This is a genomic window from Gordonia effusa NBRC 100432 (genome assembly GCF_000241305.1).
Taxonomy (GTDB): Bacteria; Actinomycetota; Actinomycetes; order Mycobacteriales; family Mycobacteriaceae; genus Gordonia; species Gordonia effusa.
Window position 1 is genome coordinate 36440 of record NZ_BAEH01000121.1, and the last position, 20626, is coordinate 57065.

20 protein-coding genes and 1 tRNA gene are annotated in these 20626 nt (G+C 60.9%); 7 read left to right on the forward strand and 14 right to left on the reverse strand.

Going from position 1 to position 20626, the window contains the following annotated elements:
• Positions 1-344: 344 nt before the first annotated feature.
• Positions 345-770, forward strand: a complete 426-nt coding sequence (locus tag GOEFS_RS20955) for an HIT family protein (protein ID WP_007319959.1) — start codon at positions 345-347, stop codon at positions 768-770.
• A gap of 141 nt (positions 771-911) precedes the next feature.
• On the opposite strand, the gene GOEFS_RS20960 is transcribed toward GOEFS_RS20955, so the two are convergent.
• Both GOEFS_RS20960 and GOEFS_RS20965 read right to left on the reverse strand, forming a co-directional pair.
• Positions 912-1205: a rhodanese-like domain-containing protein gene (locus GOEFS_RS20960; protein WP_050949994.1), complete on the reverse strand. Its 294-nt coding sequence runs from the start codon at positions 1203-1205 to the stop codon at positions 912-914.
• 198 nt (positions 1206-1403) lie between these two features.
• Positions 1404-3128, reverse strand: a complete 1725-nt coding sequence (locus GOEFS_RS20965; RefSeq protein ID WP_007319961.1) for a DEAD/DEAH box helicase — start codon at positions 3126-3128, stop codon at positions 1404-1406.
• Positions 3129-3326: 198 nt separating this feature from the next.
• Between GOEFS_RS20965 and GOEFS_RS20975 the strand changes: the two genes are divergently transcribed.
• Both GOEFS_RS20975 and opgC read left to right on the forward strand, forming a co-directional pair.
• Entirely contained in the window at positions 3327-5111 is a 1785-nt protein-coding gene (locus tag GOEFS_RS20975; protein WP_007319962.1) for an AMP-dependent synthetase/ligase, read from the forward strand.
• Positions 5112-5292: 181 nt separating this feature from the next.
• On the forward strand, positions 5293-6375 hold the full coding sequence (gene opgC / locus GOEFS_RS20980; RefSeq protein ID WP_373278235.1) for an OpgC domain-containing protein: 1083 nt from the start codon (positions 5293-5295) through the stop codon (positions 6373-6375).
• A gap of 44 nt (positions 6376-6419) precedes the next feature.
• Here the strand turns inward: opgC and GOEFS_RS20985 are convergent, their stop codons facing one another.
• From GOEFS_RS20985 to GOEFS_RS20995, 3 genes are all read right to left on the reverse strand, one after another.
• Positions 6420-7367: a dipeptidase gene (locus tag GOEFS_RS20985; RefSeq protein WP_007319964.1), complete on the reverse strand. Its 948-nt coding sequence runs from the start codon at positions 7365-7367 to the stop codon at positions 6420-6422.
• Between the two features lie 116 nt (positions 7368-7483).
• Entirely contained in the window at positions 7484-8275 is a 792-nt protein-coding gene (locus GOEFS_RS20990; RefSeq protein ID WP_007319965.1) for an SDR family NAD(P)-dependent oxidoreductase, read from the reverse strand.
• A 136-nt stretch (positions 8276-8411) separates the two neighbouring features.
• Complete coding sequence (locus GOEFS_RS20995; protein WP_007319966.1) at positions 8412-9944, reverse strand: DUF7782 domain-containing protein; 1533 nt, start codon at positions 9942-9944, stop codon at positions 8412-8414.
• Positions 9945-10182: 238 nt separating this feature from the next.
• On the opposite strand from GOEFS_RS20995, the gene GOEFS_RS21000 reads away from it, so the two are divergent.
• Positions 10183-10986 carry a crotonase/enoyl-CoA hydratase family protein gene (locus tag GOEFS_RS21000; protein ID WP_007319967.1) on the forward strand — a complete coding sequence of 268 codons (804 nt, stop codon included), beginning with the start codon at positions 10183-10185 and terminating at the stop codon, positions 10984-10986.
• Between the two features lie 396 nt (positions 10987-11382).
• The gene (locus tag GOEFS_RS21005) at positions 11383-12006 is read left to right on the forward strand and encodes a TetR family transcriptional regulator (RefSeq protein WP_007319968.1); all 624 of its coding nucleotides are present in this window, start codon (positions 11383-11385) and stop codon (positions 12004-12006) included.
• A gap of 158 nt (positions 12007-12164) precedes the next feature.
• Here the strand turns inward: GOEFS_RS21005 and GOEFS_RS21010 are convergent, their stop codons facing one another.
• From GOEFS_RS21010 to GOEFS_RS21055, 9 genes are all read right to left on the reverse strand, one after another.
• The gene (locus GOEFS_RS21010; protein ID WP_007319969.1) at positions 12165-12941 is read right to left on the reverse strand and encodes an enoyl-CoA hydratase; all 777 of its coding nucleotides are present in this window, start codon (positions 12939-12941) and stop codon (positions 12165-12167) included.
• 34 nt (positions 12942-12975) lie between these two features.
• Entirely contained in the window at positions 12976-14082 is a 1107-nt protein-coding gene (locus tag GOEFS_RS21015) for an enoyl-CoA hydratase/isomerase family protein (RefSeq protein ID WP_007319970.1), read from the reverse strand.
• 85 nt (positions 14083-14167) lie between these two features.
• A complete protein-coding gene (locus GOEFS_RS21020) occupies positions 14168-14737 on the reverse strand; it encodes an HNH endonuclease family protein (protein WP_304608046.1) in 570 nt (189 codons plus the stop codon).
• Between the two features lie 379 nt (positions 14738-15116).
• Entirely contained in the window at positions 15117-15341 is a 225-nt protein-coding gene (locus GOEFS_RS21025; protein ID WP_007319972.1) for an excalibur calcium-binding domain-containing protein, read from the reverse strand.
• Between the two features lie 158 nt (positions 15342-15499).
• Positions 15500-15685 (reverse strand): hypothetical protein, encoded by a 186-nt coding sequence (locus GOEFS_RS21030; RefSeq protein ID WP_007319973.1) that lies wholly within the window; start codon positions 15683-15685, stop codon positions 15500-15502.
• Positions 15686-15973: 288 nt separating this feature from the next.
• On the reverse strand, positions 15974-16597 hold the full coding sequence (locus GOEFS_RS21035; protein ID WP_245549931.1) for a hypothetical protein: 624 nt from the start codon (positions 16595-16597) through the stop codon (positions 15974-15976).
• Positions 16598-16862: 265 nt separating this feature from the next.
• Positions 16863-17195, reverse strand: coding sequence for a histone-like nucleoid-structuring protein Lsr2 (locus GOEFS_RS21040; RefSeq protein WP_007319975.1), 333 nt, complete (start codon positions 17193-17195; stop codon positions 16863-16865).
• 180 nt (positions 17196-17375) lie between these two features.
• A complete protein-coding gene (locus tag GOEFS_RS21045; protein ID WP_007319976.1) occupies positions 17376-18263 on the reverse strand; it encodes a mechanosensitive ion channel family protein in 888 nt (295 codons plus the stop codon).
• Between the two features lie 1244 nt (positions 18264-19507).
• Positions 19508-19592, reverse strand: a tRNA-Leu gene (locus GOEFS_RS21055).
• 120 nt (positions 19593-19712) lie between these two features.
• Here GOEFS_RS21055 and GOEFS_RS21060 point away from each other — a divergent pair.
• Both GOEFS_RS21060 and GOEFS_RS21065 read left to right on the forward strand, forming a co-directional pair.
• Positions 19713-20147 carry a hypothetical protein gene (locus tag GOEFS_RS21060; RefSeq protein WP_007319977.1) on the forward strand — a complete coding sequence of 145 codons (435 nt, stop codon included), beginning with the start codon at positions 19713-19715 and terminating at the stop codon, positions 20145-20147.
• Between the two features lie 5 nt (positions 20148-20152).
• Positions 20153-20509, forward strand: a complete 357-nt coding sequence (locus GOEFS_RS21065) for a DUF3817 domain-containing protein (protein ID WP_040525863.1) — start codon at positions 20153-20155, stop codon at positions 20507-20509.
• Positions 20510-20626: the final 117 nt, after the last annotated feature.

A 20626-nucleotide genomic window follows, 5' to 3' on the forward strand; every position in this document is an offset into this window, starting at 1 on the left:
CCTTCGACTGCGCGCACTATGCTTATTTCTCCCGAACACGACTGTCCCCCAACACTTTTCAGGGAACCTAACTCAACTCCGAGTCCGGCTGACGTGTACGTGGGGTCAATGATGACACAGAAAAATGAGGGATCCCTCATGTTTTGCGCCTACCGATAGTTATACCGGCCAGTAACCTCGCGGGTAACCGATCGATGCCAACGTGGGTTGGTTCAATTGAGGGATATCGACCCTGCTAGAGGCACACAACAGTTGGCCTGGTGACCACAGTCACATCCACCCAACTATAGTTATCGAATTGTTACATTTCGCGCGACTGTCGCGCCCCGCTAAGGTCATTGCTCATGACGTCATGTGTCTTTTGTGCGATCGTCGATGGAACGGCTCCGTCGCGGCAGGTCTATGCCGACGACGATGTACTCGGATTCCTCGACATCCGGCCGGTCACTCGCGGCCACACCTTACTCATTCCCCGAGGTCACGCATCGAATCTTGCCGAACTCGATCCGACAATCGGCGGCAAACTCTTCATAGCCGGCCAACGCCTGGGCGCGGCAATACGCGCGAGCCGTATCGCTGCCGACGGTGTCAATCTTCTGGTCAATGACGGTCGCGCTGCGATGCAGACCGTGTTCCACACCCACTTGCATGTGATCCCCCGCCATAGCGGCGACAAACTCAGCTTCGCCAAAGGGCTGATCGTGCGTCGGGATTCAAATCCCGACGAGACCGCCGAAATGATCCGCGCGGGCGTGGCGGCGCTGGCTTGAGCGGCGGGACGCGCAGCGGGTAGCGGGTCAAGCTCAACTCTGCGAGGTCAAGCGTGCCGAGGCAGGTGTTCCCTCAGCACCGACCACAGCGCAGGTTTCAGCCAGCCTCCAGCCAAGCCAAAAGCGATTTTGATTACCGACCTAGCGCGAATCCCGTTGTGCCGCACGGTTCATCGCGGTGTAACCACCGTCGACGTAATGCACGTTCCGGTAGCCCATGTCGGCGATTTCGGCGGCGATCCGTGGAGCCTCCGACGGGACCGACACAACGGCGATCTCGGAGTCGTGGTGTACCCAGCCGGTCGACGTCCCGCCGAACACGCGACTGACCTCACCCGGATCCACTACGACGGCGCCGGGCAAACTGCCCTGGTGCCTGCGGACCTGTGGTCGAGCATCAACGACGACGCCGCGTCCCTGGCCGACGACCCGCATGGCACCGGTTGCCGAAATTGCGTCGACTCGGTTCCATTCCCCTGTCTTCCATTCCCCTGCGCCCACCTGCTGATCCACCGTTCTTGTCCATGCGTGTAATTCTTTGACCCAACTCCAGGTTACGGAATTATCACGACGGGGCAAGGGGGCGTGCGGAAAAGGTGAACGATTTGCTATGGAGAAGGTCGGATCAACGAGTCAGCCCCGACGCCGACCAGCCACTTTAGGTGCACCCCGTTTGGCGTAACCGCCTTCGCGACGTCGGCCATACTGGCCACCACCGTTACCACCGCCACGCCCGCGAGGTCCTTGGTCTCGACGGATATCGATCGGGTTCTTCCCGATCCGCGTATCGCGCAACGACGCGAGAGTGCGATTGTCCAGGTCTGCGGGTAGCTCAACCAAACTGAAATCGTCGCGGATGCTGATATTGCCGAAGTCTCCGCGGGTGAGCCCACCCTCGTTGGCGATCGCGCCGACGATGGCACCCGGCGACACCTTGTGCTTGCGGCCAACGGCGATTCGGTAGGTGGCGAAGTTGCCGCCGCCACGCGGTCCGCGATCGGACCGCTCCGGACGTTCCCGACGCTCGCTCTTCGGCGGGTCGGGTGCCATCAGGAAGCCGCCGTCGCGGGTCTCCAAGGCAAGAGCCGCCGCGACATCGGCCATCGCGACGTCATTCTCGCGCGCGTATTTTTCGACGAGTCCGCGGAAGAGATCGAGATGATCCGATCCCAGGTTCGCGGTGATCGAATCGGCGAACTTCTCCTTGCGCTGGGTGTTGACGTCGTCGACAGATGGCAGGTCGATCTCTTCGAGTGGCTGTCGAGTCATCTTCTCGATGGCCCGCAGCAGATGCCGTTCGCGAGGAGAGACAAACAGCAGTGCGGTACCCGACCGGCCCGCCCGACCGGTTCGGCCGATGCGGTGAACGTACGACTCGGTGTCGTGCGGAATGTCGTAGTTCACGACGTGGGAAATACGGTCGACGTCGAGGCCGCGCGCCGCGACGTCGGTGGCAACCAGGATGTCGATCGTCGAATTCTTGAGCTGGTTGATGGTCCGCTCACGCTGAGCCTGCGCGAGGTCGCCATTGATCGCCACGGCAGAGAATCCACGTGCTCGCAACCGCTCGGCCAATTCCTCGGTGGCCTGCTTGGTGCGAACGAAAACGATCATTCCGTCGAAGGTCTCAACCTCGAGTACCCGCGTCAGCGCATCGAGCTTGCGCTGGTGCGATACCTGCAAGTACTTCTGCGTGATGTTCTGTGCCGTAGCGGTTTTGGACTCGACGGCGACCTCGGTCGGGTTCTTCAGATACTTCTTCGCGAGGCGACCGATCGCCTTCGGCATGGTCGCCGAGAAGAGCGCAACCTGTTTGGAGTCAGGTGTGTCGGACAGGATCCGCTCGACGTCCTCGGCGAATCCCATGGTGAGCATCTCGTCGGCCTCGTCGAGAACAAGGAACTCGAGCTGAGAGATGTCGAGGGTGCCCTTGTCGAGATGGTCGATGACACGCCCCGGCGTGCCGACGATCACTTGCGCACCACGACGCAGTCCCGACAACTGCACGGTGTAGCTCTGACCGCCGTAGATCGGCAGGACACGCACGTCAGGCATATGCGACGAGTATTTGCCGAATGCCTCCGACACCTGCAACGCGAGTTCGCGGGTAGGTGCCAGCACAAGCGCCTGGGGCTTGCGTGCCGAGGAGTCGAGTCTGGAAAGAATGGGGATGGCGAAGGCGGCGGTCTTACCGGTGCCGGTCTGCGCCAAACCGACGACGTCATTGCCGGCCATCAAAGGTGGGATGGTGGCGGCTTGGATTGGGGATGGAGTCTCGTAGCCGACGTCGTCGAGTGCCTGACGAACACGTTCGTCAATACCCAATCCGTCGAAGGTCGCTGCAGATTGTTCAGTCATTTCTCTGATTACTCTAGCCCCTGAACCCGCTGCTCGTCGCATCGTCGGGACTGCTGCGACGACCGCCACATCCACCGTGTGACCGCTGCCACCAGACTGGTAGGGTCCAGAGCACCGAATTCCGCCAATGTCACGTCGCAAATCCGACCTTCCTGACGGATCCGACGCGGCGCGCCAGCCTGAAAGGGCATCCCGCACATGCAAGAGGTTTCCGCACCTTCCGTCGCTGATATCGATCCGAGCCGAACCCTGGTCGACACGATCCTGACCTACCGTTCCGAGCGCCCGACCCTCCCGTTGTTCAAGAAGCGCACCGACAACCAGTGGATCAACGTCACGGCCAAACAATTCGTCGACGAGGTGGACGCGGTCGCCAAGGGACTCATCGCAGCTGGTGTGCAGGCCGGCGATCGCGTCGCGCTCTTGTCGGCGACACGCTATGAGTGGACGCTCATCGACTACGCCATCTGGCGTGCGGGCGCGACGACCGTCGCGATCTACGACACCTCGGCGTCGGATCAAGTGCAGTGGATCTTGGAAGACTCGGGATCGTCGGTGATCGTCATCGAGACTCCCGCCCAGCAGGCACAGCATAAGAGCGTCCTCGACGGTGCCCCTGACCTGCGCGAAACCCTCGTCATCGACGATGGAGCGGTCGCGGATTTGGTGAAACGTGGCGCCGACGTCGATAACGCCGAACTCGACGCCCGCCGTGCGAATGCTTCCGCAGCCGACGCCGCGACACTGATCTATACGTCGGGCACCACTGGGCGGCCAAAAGGCGTCGTCCTGACACATGCGAACTTCATGGCCGAATGCATCGCGACGAAGGCCGCGATGGGCGACATGATGTCCGAAGGAAAGTCGACGCTGTTGTTCTTGCCGCTCGCGCACGTCTTCGCCCGTGCGGTCGTCTGCGCATCCGTGGAGAACCGAGTCATCCTCGGCCACACCAGCGATATCAAGACTCTTCTCGACGATTTCGCCGTTTTCCGTCCGAGCTACATCCTGTCGGTGCCGCGCGTATTCGAGAAGGTCTACAACTCTGCCGAGCAGAAAGCCATCGACGGTGGAAAGGGCTCGATCTTCGCGAAGGCTGCCGCCACCGCAATCGACTGGAGTAAGGCTCAGGACCAAGGCGGAGCCGGCCTGGCTCTGAAGGTCAAGCACACGGTCTTCGACAAGTTGGTGTACTCAAAGCTGCGCACCGCCCTCGGCGGACAGTGCGAGGCGGCGCTTTCGGGCGGCGCACCTCTGGGCGCCCGCCTCGGCCACTTCTTCCGCGGCGCGGGCATCCCGGTATACGAAGGCTACGGTCTGACTGAGACCACAGCCGGTATCACTCTTAACGGCCCCGACGCTCAGTCGGTTGGGTCAGTTGGCCGTCCGGTTGCCGGGTGCGCGGTCGCCATCGCCGACGACGGCGAGGTTCTTCTCAAGGGGCCCATCGTATTTGGCGGCTATTGGCATAACGAGGCCGCCAGCGCGGACGCCCTCGTCGATGGCTGGTTCCACACCGGTGACATCGGCAAGCTGGAAGATGGCTTCCTCCACATCACCGGCCGGAAGAAGGAACTCATCGTCACCGCTGGCGGAAAGAATGTCTCGCCCGCTCAGCTTGAAGACGTCATCCGGGCGCACCCGCTGGTCAGCCAGACTCTCGTGGTCGGCGACAACAAACCGTTCATCGCAGCACTGATCACACTCGATCCAGAGGCTGTGCCGAGTTGGCTGGACCGCAACAATCTGCCGGCATCGACACCGCTATCGGAGTTGACCGAGCACGCCGGCCTCAAAGCCGAACTGCAACAAGCCATCGACGCTGCCAACAAGACGGTGTCCAAGGCAGAGGCGATCAAGAAGTTCGTCATTCTCGATACCGATTTCACCATCGAGACCGGTGAGCTGACCCCGACGTTGAAGCTCAAGCGCAAGGTCATCCACGAGGGACATCAGCAAGCAATTGCCGATCTCTACACCTAGCAGCAGCGCCACTGGCGTTACGCCACCGGCGCCGGGAGCGAAGCGAGCGGGCCGAATGTGGCCGACGCCGGGAGCGAAGCGAGCGGGCCGAATGTGGCCGGCGCCGGGAGCGAAGCGAGCGGGCCGAATACATCCCCCGCCGGGAGCGCTCCCCTCTCGCGCGTCGGGGCGTGATCTTGGGATCGATGCTGTTCGAGGGCTCGCGATTTGGAGCATGATCAGCGAGCACTTCGCGTTGGGCACCATGCTCGCTGCCCCAACGCACGCGTTTCCCTACGTCGATGGCATGTCAGCATTCGTGCTGTTGTCCGGTCTCGTTCTCGGATTGGTGTACGGCGGCTGGATCGCGCGATTTTCGCTCGACTACGCGTACCGGCGCCTAGCCCGCCGGGTGGCTGTCTTGTATTTGTGCCAGCTTGCCGTTTCGCTCGTCGCGGTTGCCGCCGCATTCGCCGGGCATCGTTGGCTCACGCTATTGCCGATGCCCGATTCCTGGGCCGAAGGTGTGCTGTGGGCCGCGACGATGCGATATCTACCCAGTGGCGGCAATATTCTTTTGCTCTACATGTTGCTGCTCATCAGCGCCTTCGCTTTGTTCCCCGCGTTGATGCGCAACTGGTGGCCGCTCGTCCTTGGCGCCTCGACGGCTCTCTACGTGTTTGCTCAAGTCGGCAGTCCAGGCTGGTTTTACATCATGTCGTCGACGGACGGTGCGCCCATACAGAATTGGGCCGCTTGGCAATTCATGTTTGTGCCAGCAGTGGTCGTCGGCTGGAAATGGCGCGAGTGGCAGGTAGCCGATCGCATCGCGCGATACCTACCCGCCCTCGTCGTCGCATCGATAGCACTCTGGTTCGCTTTTCATTTCGTGATCGATGTGGGGCCGTGGCGCAGTATCGAGTCCGAGTTCGCCGACAAGGTGGATTTTGCTCCGGCACGCGCGGTCGGCGCATGGGTATTGATTCCGACCCTCTACGGGATATTCGGACTGCTCCTGAGTTGGTGGCGTCGGGATTGGCTGCGACCGCTGGTCATGACTGGGTCGCGCAGTCTGGATTCCTATGTGCTGCAAGCCATCGCACTAATTCTCGTGCCGATCCACGTCGCTCATCGACCGTGGGATTCCGCGACCGTCGTCGTCGTTACCGTGCTTGTCTTCGGCGCGTGTTGGGGCTGGGCGGAACTGCGCCGTGGGATGGGAATAACCAAGCTGCACAAGTTACCCGGTCAAGTTCCCGAGATCCTGCGGACGGTGAGCCGGTAAAAGTGCACAGCGCGGGTCGGTGATTGGCTGGGCCCGGGGCACCGTCACCACGACTGCGTCGCAACGCGCAGGAAGTTGCCACCTAGCACCGCGACGATGTCATCGTCTGCCCAACCTCGTTGTGCGAGATGCGATCCCAACGTGATAAACACTTCCGGCGACATCCACTGAATTGGCCCCCATCTCGTGTACGACTCGTCGAAAAGATCCGGGTTGGCGGTGACTTCTGCGAGGAAATCCGCCGAATCGAATGAATGGTCAGTACTCACCCCAACATGATCGATGCCGATCAACTCAACCGCGTACTCGAGATGCGTGGTCATCGCATCGAGCGTAGGGGTGTTGGGGCCCAAGAAGATTCCAACGCCGGTAATACCGACCACTCCGCCGGTTGCCGCACATGCCCGCGCTTGATCGTCGGTGATATTTCGCGGGTGTTCCCACACCGCCCGCATACACGAGTGGCTATAGACGACTGGTTTCGAGGAGACATCGCACATGTCGATCCCGGTTCGTGAACTGCAATGCGATCCGTCTGGCACAACGCCGGCCGCGTTCATTTCGGCAACGAGGCTCCGACCCCATCGAGTCAACCCGGTGTCGTCGGCGTCGAGACAGCCGCATCCCGCCGCGTTCGCATTGTTGTAAGTCGGCAACATGGTTCGAACGCCAAGCCGGGCGAAAGTGTGTAGATTGTCGAGATCTCCATCGAGCGGTCCGGAGTCTTCGAGATCAAACACCACCGCGATATCGCCTGCGGCACTGGATGTTTGGAGTTCGTCGACGCCGGACACCGTCGAGAGCCCATCGCGATCGGCGATCATTCTCCGATAGTGATTGAGCAGCACAAGCGAGTCGGCAAAACTGTGTGGCGCATATCCCGCGTTCACCGAAATCAGCGTCGTGCCGTCGCGCTGATAGCGCAGCAGCTCGCCCACATCGGCGTCGACCTGCAACGGCAGGCATGCGTGCTGATCCCACAGGAGGTTCACCGCTCCATCCTGACATGAAAGAATCACCGGCCACCGACCACTCACTCGACACCGACAAGGAGGCGCGGCGCATGGCATACCCGAACGTGCCCACGAACTCGGCACATCAACCGAAGCTAGCTGAGAGCACCCGGAGTTCCGCCACCGCCGCCATCGACGGCAATCCGCTGTCCTGTCACATACGACGACTCTTGCGAAACCAGGAAGGCGACTACCCCGGCCACGTCCTCAGGTGTGCACACCCGTCCGAATGGCATGACGGCCGCGAGGTCTTCGATCGAACCGCCACCGGTAGTTGCCTTCACGAGGCGGCGGCCCATCTCGGTTTCCACGAGGCCCGGCGCAACGATATTCGCGCGAATCCCGTTCCCGCGTTCCTCGAGCGCCAGCGTGCGGATAGCGGTTTCCAACGCCGATTTCGCCATCGCGTATGGCGCTGTATAAGGCCCCGGAGCTGCCGCCACGACACTGGAGATCGCAACGACATCACCCCGCTGCGCCTGCCGCATTCCTGGTAATACCTTGCGCAACAGGTTGATTGGGCCCAAGGTATGAACACTGAGCAAGCGCAGATACTCATCTTCCGGAGTGTCTACGACGCCGCGGCCGCGACTCGCGACTCCGGCGTTGCTGACCAATAGATCGACCGGGCCGAGGTCGGCGGTGATCGCATCCACCATCACGTCGAGAGCTCCCGCGTCATCGATCGACGCGGCGTACGCGGAGGCACGACCACCAGATTCTTCGATGGCACGCACCGTGTCGGCGGCTGCCTGATCATCGCGCCGGTAGTTGACTGCTACGGCGGCACCGTCGGCACCTAGTCGACGGGCGATCGCCGCACCGACACCGCGTGACGCGCCCGTCACCAATGCCACACGTCCGTGCAGTGGTTTACCGTCCGTCATAGTCGTCCTCTCGAAAGGTTGTAGTTATCAATCAACCTAACCCGGCTTCGGGGAAAATCGTCCGAATAACCTCCCGCCGGGGGCATATTGCCCTAGGTGGCCAACTATTCGGACGATTTTCCCGACCCTCGGTCACCTACGAATCGCGGTCCACCTCATGCAAGATGCCGCGTCCGATGGCCTCGCGGATCACCGGCATCGCGGCCTGAGCCAACGCGTCGGCGTCCACACCGTGAAATCCCGCCAATAGCTCCACCAGCGCACCAAGTGGCACTTCACCACGGCATCCCGCTAACAATGCCTTCGATACCTCGTCGAGTCCGAGAGCCGCACCGGGGCCACCCGGACGCCGCACCACATGCGAAATCGATTGCCACCCTTGATCTCCCGGTAATGATTGCTCTTCGAGCAGGACCGGCGCCGTGGACAACGGCAACGCCAGCAGCTCGGCGTCGGTCACGTCGGCCAGATAGCGTTGCCGCGCGAGGAACGCTTCTGCTTCCGGTCCGGTCACCTCTTCCCCAGCGCCAGTGATCTCCTCTAACACGTGCAGCGGTGCGGAATCATCACCAATATCTTTGGCGCGCAACGTGATAACCCCCATACCGATGCCGACGACGCCGTTCGCATCGAACCAGTCGGCCCATGCGCCGGCACGTTCGGCCAGCACCTCCGCCGACTCCCCCGCATCGGCAAGCCATAGTGAGATATAGGAGATGGGATCGGCGAGTTCCCGTTGCACCAGCCATACATCCAGCGGATAGTCGGCAAGCCACTCCCTCGGCCGCGCTTGCCAGTCCTCAGTGTCGAAGACCATCCAGTTAGCGAGCACAGTCGCCGTCCCACTCGGTGCCAGATGCGCGGGGAGATCGGCAATGAGCTTGGCGCACAACTCATCACCACTGACACCCGAGTCACGGTAGATATAGTCCCGTGCGCCCGCCCCGACGACGAACGGTGGATTTGAGACAATCAGCTCAAACTGTTGGCCAGCAACTGGGTCGAATAGACTGCCATTGCGCAGATCCCAGGTCATGCCGTTGAGGCGTGCTGTCGCACGTGCCAAGGCAAGCGCTCGATCATTGGTATCGGTCGCGACGATCTCATCCGCGTGTGCCGAGAGATGCAGAGCCTGGATTCCACAACCTGTGCCTAGATCCAGTGCCCTGCGAGCCGGGCGCCGAATCACCGCGCGCGCCAACGAAATCGACGCGCCGCCGATTCCCAGAACGTGGTCGTGGTTCACCGGCCCGTCGCGCAGGCCCGCATCCTGATCGGAGACGACAAGATAGTCACCGGCATCGTCGGCGTGCGGCCGGATATCCAACACGCTGCGGTACTCGCCAACGCCAACGGCCTCCAGCACACCGTTGGCGAGCAGATCATTAATATGCGTCGTCGAAAATGCCCGCCGCACAGCAGATTCGTCAATTGACTCCGCGAGGAGGAAGAGCCGGATCAGCGCCACCAACGCCGGGGATTTCGCCTCGGCCGCAACACAGGCACGCTGTGCGGGCCACCACGCCCCCGCAGCGAGAGCAGCATCTGCTTCGTCACCGAGGAGTGCTGACACGCCAGTGCCGTTGTAGCCCGCCGCGCGAAGGTCGATGCCGAGGGAATCGACGACGGATAGGTCAGCTAGCGGGTGGGCAGACATGTCGGCACTCATAGCGGCTCAATCTACCGGCGGACGGGCCCACCCCACCAGAATGGGTCGAGCCGGAAGGACATCACACCTGTGGGATCGGAACCGCCTCGACAACTGCGGCCGACGTCTTCAGATCAGATAGCGGCGATTAATCTACCCAAACGAAGGCCTATCCGATCGATTCTTCCGGTCACATTGCCGCACTTGACGATTCCACGGAACTGTTGCCGCCCGACGGCGCCAAATGATAGAGACAGTTATGACTAATGAAACGTCCCTAGCCGTCCTTGTCGAGAATCGCGGCCACGTCGCCGTCATCACCATCAACCGTCCAGAGGCACGTAATGCGGTGAACTCCGCTGTCGCCGACGGCTTGGGTATCGCGCTGGAAGAGGCCGATCAAAATCCGGAGATCCGTGCGATCGTGCTGACCGGCAGCGGCGACAGATCATTCTGCGCCGGCGCCGACCTCAAAGCGATCGCCAGCGGCGAGGGAATCAGCCCGACCGATCCGGCCCATCAAAAGTGGGGTTTCGCTGGCGTCGTCAGCCACTCAATCAGCACACCGGTCATCGCCGCCGTGAACGGGACCGCCCTCGGCGGCGGAACCGAGATCGTCCTGGCAAGCGACCTCGCGATCGCCGCCGAACGAGCAACCTTCGGTCTCCCGGAGGTCAAACGCGGCCTCATCGCTGGCGCGGGTGGTGCGTTTCGGATCGTGGACGCTCTGCCTAAAAAGGTTGGCATGGAGATCCTATTGACCGGACGTGCGATTAGCGCCACCCACGCCGCGGAACTCGGCCTCATCAACCGGGTCGTGCCTGACGCGGATGTCGTCGACGCCGCCATCGAACTCGCCGAGGAGATTGCCGCCAACGCACCGCTCGCCGTTCAAGCGTCCAAACGTCTCGCGCGAGGCATCTTCGACGGCGGGGTCCCGAGCGAGGACGCTCAATGGGCAGCCAACACCAAGGAGATCATCTCCGTCTTCTCTAGCAAGGACGCACAGGAAGGCCCTCGCGCGTTCGCCGAGAAACGCGCGCCGAAGTGGCGCGCGCAGTAGCGAATTATCATTGCCGCAGGGCCGGTCGGCGACACGCCGCCGGCCCTGATTCTTTCCTCCGCATTAAGGTACTCGGAACAAAAATTTCTGAGCCATGGCTTCTCTGGTGACGCCCTCCCGCGATTGCCACTGGCTGACGTAACGCGTCATACGACATTCGTCAGCAGCCTGAAACGCGAAACGTACTGGCGCACCGCATATCTCAGATTGCCATCCGAACCGCACCGATCTCGATCAGAGGCGGAGTCAGCCCCTTCCCGACTAGGCTGCGACACGCTCATGTCGCATAGGTGGACCGCCGATCGATCCGAAACCTATTCTTGGTAGCTAGCCGTGCGCAAAGGGGGACGCCATAGTGGGGTTTCCGCCAGTCGGACATCAAACGAAAGGTGCGTCATGCCACGCCCATCCAAGCCTCTGATCAGTCGAGATGCCGTAATACGGACTTCAATAGAAATCATCGACTCTGAGGGCTTAGATGCGTTCAGTCTGCCAAAACTGGCCAAGCACCTCGGAGTGCGAGCGCCATCGCTCTACCACCACTTCGCCGACAAGAACGAAATTCTTACTGAGGTCGCCCGCTATATCGCCGATACCACGGTGGCAATACCGCGACGCAAACCTGGCGATGATTGGCCGGAGTTCTTTGTCGCGCTGTCGCTGAATCTCCGACAGTCAATACTGCGGCATCGGAACGCCGCTCCTGTTCTGCTGCAACACCTTCCGCGAGATCTCTTCATTGCGACTTACGAGGACACCGCCCGTTTCCTACTCGATTCGGGCGTGCCGACCAAATTGCATGTGCGCATTCTCGACGGCTTGGAAAGCTTAACCATCGGCGCGGTACTGATGGAGGCAATGCGTAAGCCGAGCACCAAGTCGACGATCTTCCCGAACGTGAGCCCCAACTCGCAACCACTGTTGGCCGAGGCGCTCGCGTGTAACGAGCTGACACCGAAACAACTGTTTGAAGAGACTGTGCGGAGCTATCTGTACGGAATCGTCAGAGACAATATGTGAGCGCACACTAGGCCGCCGCGAGGCGCAGGTAACTGCCTCCATCGCGAGTGCGCAGACGAACTCGCGACTCGGTGCGTCCAGAGAGATATCGCGCGGCGACGGGCCGCCCCCGACAGAGTCGGGGTAGAGGTTCTCATGCCATGACGGGCCTCCCAGGCTCAGCGGTGCGTGAAGTTTGGCTCACGCTTCTCGACGAAGGCGGCCATCCCCTCTGTCTGATCATCGGTCGCGAACGTCGAGTAGAACAACGCCCGCTCGGCTCGCACGCCTTCGGCGAGAGTCGATTCAAAGGCGCGGTTGACCGCCTCTTTGGCCGCCGCCGTCGCCAGAGCAGACTTACCCGCGACGACCCGGGCCGCGTCGATGGCGGTGGCCAATGTTTCCTCGGTCGGAACGACTCGAGATACCAGGCCGGCGCGCTCAGCCTCATCGACCTTCATTTGCCGACCGGTCAGGATCATGTCCATCGCCTTGGATTTGCCGACCGCGCGGGTAAGCCGCTGCGAACCGCCGATCCCCGGAATAACGCCGAGGTTGATCTCCGGCTGCCCGAAGACCGCGTTCTCACCGGCGATGATGATGTCGCAAAGCATCGCCAATTCGCAGCCGCCACCCAGGGCGTAACCGTTGACCGCGGCGATTATCGGGGTGCGCAGCCGGGTGAGGTCGTCCCAGGCGGCGAAGAACTGCTGGCCGACGACGTCGGCATACGACTGGGACGACATCTCCTTGATGTCGGCACCAGCCGCGAACGCCCGCTCGGATCCGGTGATGACAATGGCACCAATGCCAGTGTCCGCGTCGAGTTCCGTTGCGGCGCTGACGACTTCGTTCATGAGTTCGGTGTTGAGCGCGTTGAGCGCCTTGGGACGGTTGAGGGTGATGACGCCGACGCGGCCGTCACGGGTGAGCAGGATGGTGGTGGGGTCGGTCATAACATTCCATTCAGAGTGGGAAGCATTGTCAGCGTTAGATATTCAGTTCGACGTCGTCGGGCAGCGGCGCGAAGAACTCGTCCACCGTCTCGGCGGACACATCATCGAGGGATGCAGGCCGCCACGACGGGTTGCGATCCTTGTCGATAACCTGGGCGCGGATCCCCTCGGCGAGGTCGGGGTGCAACAAGGACCTTAGCGACACACGAAACTCTCTGCGTAGTGAATCAGCTAGCGAGGCAGACGTTTTCGCCTTCCGTAGCGAACGCAGTGCCACAGTCAACGCGGTCGGACTCTTACTCTCAATCTTGTCCGCTACTTTGCTTGCCTCGCTGGTTCCTAACGCACGGCACGCGGCGACGATCTCGGGAACTGAATCTTGCGCGAATACCTCGCCGATCCAGTCGGCTTGCTCTACGAGCGCGGATTCCGGCGGAGTTTGCGCATACGCGGCAAGGGCGTCGGCCACCGACTTCGATGCCAGCGCTGCGCGAAAGTCGTCAAGAGCGACGGCGGGAATGTAGTGATCGGCGAGGCCGAGCGCGATAGCGTCGGCGCCCGACAGAGCGGAGGTAGTCAACGCCAAGTAGGTACCGAATTCGTTCGGTACGCGAGCCAGCAGATGGGTGCCGCCGACGTCGGGTACGAATCCAATGCCGACCTCAGGCATCGCGAGTCGAGTTCGATCGGTGACGACACGGGTGTTTCCATGAGCGGAGATGCCGACGCCGCCACCCATCACAATGCCGTCCATGAGCGCCACATACGGCTTGGGGTACCGAGCGATGTAGTCGTTGAGGCGATATTCGTCGGCCCAGAAGACCGCCGAACCGCATGCGGCCGCGTCAGCGTCGGTTGCCGAGTTCTCAGTATCTCGGCCCGAGAGACCCTGTGCGTCGGCGTGAATCGCGACGATATCGCCGCCCGCGCACAGACCGCGCTCCCCAGCTCCAGCGACGACGACGGCCGCGACCGAATCGTCGGCCTCCCAAGCGCGCAGGTGTTCGTCGAGGATGCCGGCCATTTCGTGGTCGAGCGCGTTGATCGATGCCGGGCGGTTGAGCACCAGGGTCGCTGCCGAACCGGAAACGAAGGAGAGGACCGATGGCGTTTGCTGCTCTTGCGGTGGTACGTCCGTCATCGAATCTGCCTCCTGGCCGTCCGGGGCGGTGTTGCCCTCCGAACAGATACTTGCATACCCTAGTAATTATTGTCGAGGTTGGGTATCAATCGCACGAGTCGAGAACTCGCGACATCGCATCGCGCTCGGCGGGTGTCACCCACACGCCGTATGTCGCCTTGACCGCGATCTGCCGCGAGATATACGTGCAGCGGTAAGACTTGTTGGGCGGCAACCACGTTGCGGCGTCGCCTGCACTCTTTTGACGATTAGCCGCTCCATCAACCGCTTGCAGGTTAGCTGGGTCGTTGGCGAATTCGAGGCGCTTGCCCGATGTCCACTGCTGCGCCCCCTTTTGCCACGCATCGGCAAGGGCAACGACATGATCGATCTGCACTTGGTTGGACGTTCGCTCGCCGCGGACGAAGTCGATGATCTTGCCCGTGTAGCGATCGTGTAGTGTGCCGCGCTCGACCTTGCAGGTCCCCGACCGTAGGACGACAGCAACCAGATCGCGCCGAAGTATGTCGTCGCGAGTATCGCAGCCGTTGTGTCCACCCGCGATTGAGACGTTGTCGTCCCATGCCCGCCCGAACTTGCTGCGGCCGTAGCCCGTTTTGGGCGCACGCCCCTTGACCGTGAGGGAATGGAGCAACGCACGAGACGATTCTCCCACTCGAGTTGTCGGGCGCCCACCGAGCTGTGGCGAAGTAGGTTGCGTTGCAACGGAAATCGATGAGATTCGTGAGGCCGGCGCGTCACTCGTTTGCTGCCCGGGTTCATCCACCGCGGTACATCCGCCAATCGCCACTACACACAGCAACATTGCCATCGCGCGCACGCGCATCACTCACCTCTGTCACCAATCTCAACAGCCGCGGATCGGCTCGGTTCATGGTGACACGAAGCACCGACAATGCTGGCCGGCCGACGATCATCAGCCCCTACCAGCCAAGGTCGACTACTACCCCACATCGAATTCGGGTTGTACGACAACTATTGACGTGTAGTGACGAATACCCGTGGGGTAGAACAAACATCGACGAGTCGTGAGGTTACTCGCAGGCGATGCCGTCGCCATCGCGGTCGAGATGGTCGGCGTATCCATCGTCGCCTTCACGCAACGGCGCTTTTCCGGCGTTCCGCACTTCGGTGCAGTTCTTGTAGTAGGTCGCCGCGGTCGCCCCAGGCGGAGCGGCGGAAGCGACAGCGGGCACCAACGCGAGCGATGTGGCGAACGCTGTGGCACAGATGAAGGCGGTTGCTCTGCGAATAGTCATCGGGTGTCCTGGCTTTAGGTCGAGGGTTCGCACCCATGCGACAACTGCACGGTGCCCATTCATCCTGCGCCTACCAAGCGGTCCGCGTTGGCGATTGAGAAATTACGCAGTTAGCTCGCCTAAGTACGAATAACGTTATGCCGCTTGCTATTTCAGTGCTACAGAATCGCAGACATCAACGCGATGAGAAACGACACGATAGCGACCACGATGCCTAGGACGAGGGCGATTCGCATCCCGCGGCGACGACGTCGCTCGATCTCCGCGTCGTAACCATCGACGTCGAATTCACCAGGCGCGACGTTGCCTTGGCCTGGCGTGTAGGGACTCGGAGAATCAGACATTGCGCCCCAGCTTATCCGACTGACCCCAATCCTCTACCGATCAGCCGACCTAGGTACCGACGGTCGGCATACCGTTGCTCCGGTAGCGGCCGGCGTCGTTGACGCTGAGCCGCCGCCCCGGCAGGTATTGCCAGCCGCGTTTCAGGTGATCTGACGACTGGAACTGTCCCCCTCAGCCGGATGGACGGCGATATAGCGCCTGCTCGCACCACGGGGACAGTTCCAGGGAAATCGGCTGCGGGCGACCATCACTGCCCGGACATATCCGGGCCGTCAACCCTCTCCCGTTCAGCCGACCTGCTGGATACCGACTGTCGGGAGGAAGAAGCAGGTATTGGCACCATTTTTCACAGTGCCAAGGATCGCCGACAACACCAGGCCTTGACCGGTCTTCACAGTCGCCGCGCGCACACCTGCCTGCGGAAGGTCGTTAAGGGCGGCCTTGAGTGGTTTCAGCGCGTTGTCGACCAGAAGTTTCGTGATCGGGTTATTCAACAACCCGAGGGCCGCGATTTGGTCGTCGATTGGCTTGAGAACGACATCCGACAGGCTCCCCATCGGGACGAAACCACCCTGAAAGCTGTTGACATTGAACCAGGCAACGTTCATGCCCTTCTTGTCGCCCGAATCATTGACGATGCCCGCCGGGACGAATCCGTAGAGGACTTCCCCGCTTTTGACGGTGTTCAAGTCATTGCCCAGTACTGGCGGGATACTACCGACGAGCGGCGTGTACGGCCCAGTCACTGCGCCTGCGACGGCCGGCACGATGCCGAGAGGGGCACCTGTCTCGGAGCAGAACGGCGCTATCGTCGGCCACAGAAACGGCTTGATTCCCAGCTTGGCCAGAGTGTCGTTCGCAGCTTGAAGAGTGTCGATGACACTAACGGGCGTCGCGTTGGGTTTAGGCAAAGAACGGAGAGCGACAAGTGGCGCGTCCTGCTTCGGCGGACCAGCTACTGCAGTAGCCGGTATCGAGAATCCAGCTATCGCCCCCGCAGCTGCCAACACAGCAACCCAAGTTTTCAATCGCCCCATGCGCATCGTTGGCACCTTTCGTAACAGGAGTACCAACGAAGCATGCCCTGGACGATTGGCACGCGGCAAACCTGATGCGCTAATCGCCGCCGTAACATGACCGTTCCGTGATGAACGCCGAACTGGTCGGGAGGAGATTTCAGTGCGCGGCGTCGAAGGCTTCGACGACTGCGGCGGGGATTCGTCCGCGCGCGCTCACTTCGTGGCCATTCTTGCGGGCCCAATCACGAATCGCCTGAGTCTGCTCTTTTGACCGCGTTCCGGCCGATGACAGGTGACGAACTCCGGTCGAACCACCACGCCGCGAGACTGCGATGTAACCATCAAGATGCTTCTGAAATTGCTTGGCGTGAGCCGCCGAGGTATCGAACTCATACTGCTTGCCATCAAGGCCGAATTTGATTGTGACAGGATCTGTCAACGCCTTGCCGTCGAGGTCATCGACATATTTCACTGTAGTGCGCTTCGCCATCGCCAAAATCCTTCGTCGTTTCCCCTTGGGGATCGAACGTAGCAGCCCAGCCGCGCAGAGACTGTGAAGGGAACCTGGGCAACCAGGTGTGTCGTCGGGTGGCCGGTTGAACAGCCTGATATCCGAACCGACAATGGGAGGCAACGCGTTGGCGTTGCCTCCCATCGGAATCTCAATCAACTATTGCGACCATCCTTGATTCGGCGGCTGCTGCGGCGGGTATTGACCGCCCGGTTGCCCATAGCCAGGTTCGGCGTGATGCTGGCCGCTGTGCGGTGGCGATTGATGACCGAACTGCTCAGTCACGGGTTGTCCATAGCCCTCGCCACCAGGCGTTTGATACTGAGCGCGGCCGTGCGCAGTCACATTCGCCGAAGTCCGCTCGGCGCGGCGCGCGGGAATCTCTTCTGAGATCTTCGCAAGCGCCCCCTCCCAGCGACTTTCCATCGGCCGGATCAAACCGCCACCGACTCCCACTACGACAACACCACCAACCGTCGCGAGAACTGCGATCAATACCGGGGTGGTGACCGTGGTAGCGATACCAACTTGATTCAACGCGGCGATAATGCCTGCCGCCCAGATGAATACCGACGCGCCGGTGCCGAGTAGCCGACCGTAAGAGGCACTCCCCAATGCGCCGACAACAAGATCCTTCACCGCTCGCGCAATCGCCGCGACGATGACAATAATCACGATGGCGATGAAGAGTTTCGGCAACCAAGAGACCAGCTTGGTCAGCAAATCACTAATGGGATTTGGTCCGAATACGCCGATTGCAAGCTGCAATGCCACCAGCAATATTGCGTAGTAGACCACTTTGGCCAGCAGCGACGGCGCATCGTAATTGCCTTTGGCCAGGACGCCGTCGAGACCGCTTCGCGCAGTCAGGCGATCAAAACCGACCTTCGCCAGGACAACGGTGACGATCTTCGCTAGCACCTTCGCGATAATCCAGCCGATAACTAGGATGACCAGGAACGCAGCGAGCTTTGGAACGAAATTTGCAATCGACCGCCAGGCGTCGGAAACGCCGGCGCCGTAGTCGATCGCGACATTGGTGACCATTCGTGCTCCTTGTCAGAAGTGGCGGTCGGGCGAATTATGATCGTCTTTGATTCGCCCGGCGCGATGTCGGATTTTGACATCATCCGCACCCTATTGGACATCCGACAGATGCAACACCACCTCCACGGTCGCGGACGAGTGAAATGTCGGTTTGGCGCGCGATTTCCCATCTGATCCGAAGGCAGGAAAATATACCACACTCATTCGCCTAGAATCATCGCTCAACCTGCGATATTGCGAAAACTATGGGCGCCAGTTACGAGAAGACTATACTAACCTAATAGCCGCGATTGATTTTTTCTATTGCCACCACGCTCACCAATTCGCAGGTCAACGCGCCCAATTGAATGAAACGATGGAAGTAACTTAGCTATATGAAAATGTCATCGCTTCGAAATACATTCGATTGGCGGGTCGGCGTCGCAAACTTAACATTTGCCACATTAGTATCTTCCGTCCTAGCGTTGTTTCGATATCCAGCCAATACCGGACCTGCGGCCCGCATCGCTATGAGTTGCCGCAGCGGGTCCCGCTGTCCGCGTCCACGGTCCCGCGCTGGGACTGCAGCGTGATCGGCATGCGGGACGTACGGTGCACTGATAGATGGAGGTAGATAGCACTTGCCCGCCGAGCATGACATCGACGGTCGATATCATTAACCCGAATACTCTCAGCAGAACCTTCGAGCCGCACCACACGTCACGGCCCGTCAACACACTGACTTACACTCCCACAGAGCAATGGGTACTAACCTTCGGAATCACCGTCGCTCGGGGCGCCAATAAGTAAGATAAATACAAAAATTGCAGCCGCCTCGATTCGGTACATCAGAAATAAAAGGACTGGACCAAAGCATCCGACCAAATCTCCGAACCAACCAAGACTAACTTCTCGGCGTCCGCTGACTCCATCTACCAGTACACCGACTCCGTCGACGAGCATCCCCACCAACACCGCGAGGAAAATTACCGCCACTACGGCTACCAGTATCGACTGCCACCGCCGCGATTCTTTGAATGCTTGACGGATAGTGGCTAGAGTGCCTTCTTCTCCCCCGCGGGCCATTTCAAAGATTGTAGCCGAGCCAGAATCGACGCGTGCGCATCCAGACCTTGCGGGACTTGAAACAGATAACTAAAGGTCAGATCGTATCCGGCGCCACCGACAGAATCTGCTAGAAAACATCAAGGAGATCGCACCGGCACGAGTGACCTACGGAGATATCCATAGCCTAAGCCAGATAATGGTGCGCGAGGGGGGACTTGAACCCCCACGTCCGAGGACACTGGAACCTAAATCCAGCGCGTCTGCCAATTCCGCCACTCGCGCGTGAGCGCACTCACTGTACCGCCTGAGCAGGTCGAGTACGAAGTCGGGCAGCCGTGACTGCTGTCACCTGGACCGATCCCGACGCCGCGCACCGTCATACCACCCAGGTACCGTCGAGGTATGCAATCGCAACCACAGTCCGCCCCTCGACGTCGGCATCGGCCCGCGCTGATCGTGCTGACTCTGGTTGCGGCTTTGGCGTGTTTGGTTCTTGCCTGGTGGCAGTGGGACCGCTACGAATCGGCGTCGGGAACGGCTCAGAATCTCGGCTACGCACTGCAGTGGCCGGCGTTCGCGATTGCGGTCATCTACGCATACCGACGGTTCGTCGTACTGGAATCCAGCCCGGAAGAACAAGCGAAAATCGCGGCCGATGCTCGCGGCGCGACAACCATCCCCGATGGCCTCCTCCCCGACCGCCCGACGACGCCGAGCGCCTCGGCCTTCGGCACGACGTCGGACCCGGGCGACGATGCCGACCTGGTCGCGTACAACCACTTCCTCAAGAACCTCAACAACTCAGATCGATCCTCCGCAGAAAGAGGCACCACGTGAGCGACGTGTCTACCAGCAACAACACCGGTGAGCCGCAGCCCGCGACTACGCCCGTCGAGAAGGTACGCGGCGCGCTGCTGCGCTATCGCGCACTCGCCTGGATTACCGGCGTCTGGCTGTTGCTCCTGGTGGTCGAGATGATCGCAAAATACGGCTTCGACGTCGATGGATTCGGCTGGGTCGGCGTGGTGCACGGCTGGATCTACTTCGCATATCTGATCTTCACCGTCGATCTCGCGATCAAGGTGCGGTGGCCGGTTGGCAAGACTGTCGTGACCGCGATTGCCGGAACAATTCCGTTCCTCTCGTTCTACTTCGAACACATCCGGACCAAGGACGTGAAGGAACAGTTCGGACTCTGAGGTCGCCGGGCGACCGTGGCTAAGTTGGCGATTTGGCCGGCGGGCGTCTCGATACACCCAAGACTCGCTCCGCTCGCTTGGCCACTCGACGATCAGTGGGGCGCGCCAAACCGCTTG

Excerpts from the sequence above, each read along its gene's own strand:
- GOEFS_RS21045 (WP_007319976.1), bottom strand. The coding sequence starts at position 18,263 with ATGGTCACCAATGTCGCGATCGACTACGGCGCCGGCGTTTCCGACGCC.
- GOEFS_RS20975 (WP_007319962.1), top strand. The coding sequence starts at position 3,327 with ATGCAAGAGGTTTCCGCACCTTCCGTCGCTGATATCGATCCGAGCCGA.
- GOEFS_RS21030 (WP_007319973.1), bottom strand. The coding sequence starts at position 15,685 with ATGTCTGATTCTCCGAGTCCCTACACGCCAGGCCAAGGCAACGTCGCG.
- GOEFS_RS21040 (WP_007319975.1), bottom strand. The coding sequence starts at position 17,195 with ATGGCGAAGCGCACTACAGTGAAATATGTCGATGACCTCGACGGCAAG.
- GOEFS_RS21000 (WP_007319967.1), top strand. The coding sequence starts at position 10,183 with ATGACTAATGAAACGTCCCTAGCCGTCCTTGTCGAGAATCGCGGCCAC.
- GOEFS_RS20955 (WP_007319959.1), top strand. The coding sequence starts at position 345 with ATGACGTCATGTGTCTTTTGTGCGATCGTCGATGGAACGGCTCCGTCG.
- GOEFS_RS20960 (WP_050949994.1), bottom strand. The coding sequence starts at position 1,205 with ATGCGGGTCGTCGGCCAGGGACGCGGCGTCGTCGTTGATGCTCGACCA.
- GOEFS_RS20965 (WP_007319961.1), bottom strand. The coding sequence starts at position 3,128 with ATGACTGAACAATCTGCAGCGACCTTCGACGGATTGGGTATTGACGAA.
- GOEFS_RS21060 (WP_007319977.1), top strand. The coding sequence starts at position 19,713 with ATGCAATCGCAACCACAGTCCGCCCCTCGACGTCGGCATCGGCCCGCG.
- GOEFS_RS21010 (WP_007319969.1), bottom strand. The coding sequence starts at position 12,941 with ATGACCGACCCCACCACCATCCTGCTCACCCGTGACGGCCGCGTCGGC.
- GOEFS_RS21025 (WP_007319972.1), bottom strand. The coding sequence starts at position 15,341 with ATGACTATTCGCAGAGCAACCGCCTTCATCTGTGCCACAGCGTTCGCC.
- GOEFS_RS21015 (WP_007319970.1), bottom strand. The coding sequence starts at position 14,082 with ATGACGGACGTACCACCGCAAGAGCAGCAAACGCCATCGGTCCTCTCC.
- GOEFS_RS20990 (WP_007319965.1), bottom strand. The coding sequence starts at position 8,275 with ATGACGGACGGTAAACCACTGCACGGACGTGTGGCATTGGTGACGGGC.
- GOEFS_RS20995 (WP_007319966.1), bottom strand. The coding sequence starts at position 9,944 with ATGAGTGCCGACATGTCTGCCCACCCGCTAGCTGACCTATCCGTCGTC.
- GOEFS_RS21005 (WP_007319968.1), top strand. The coding sequence starts at position 11,383 with ATGCCACGCCCATCCAAGCCTCTGATCAGTCGAGATGCCGTAATACGG.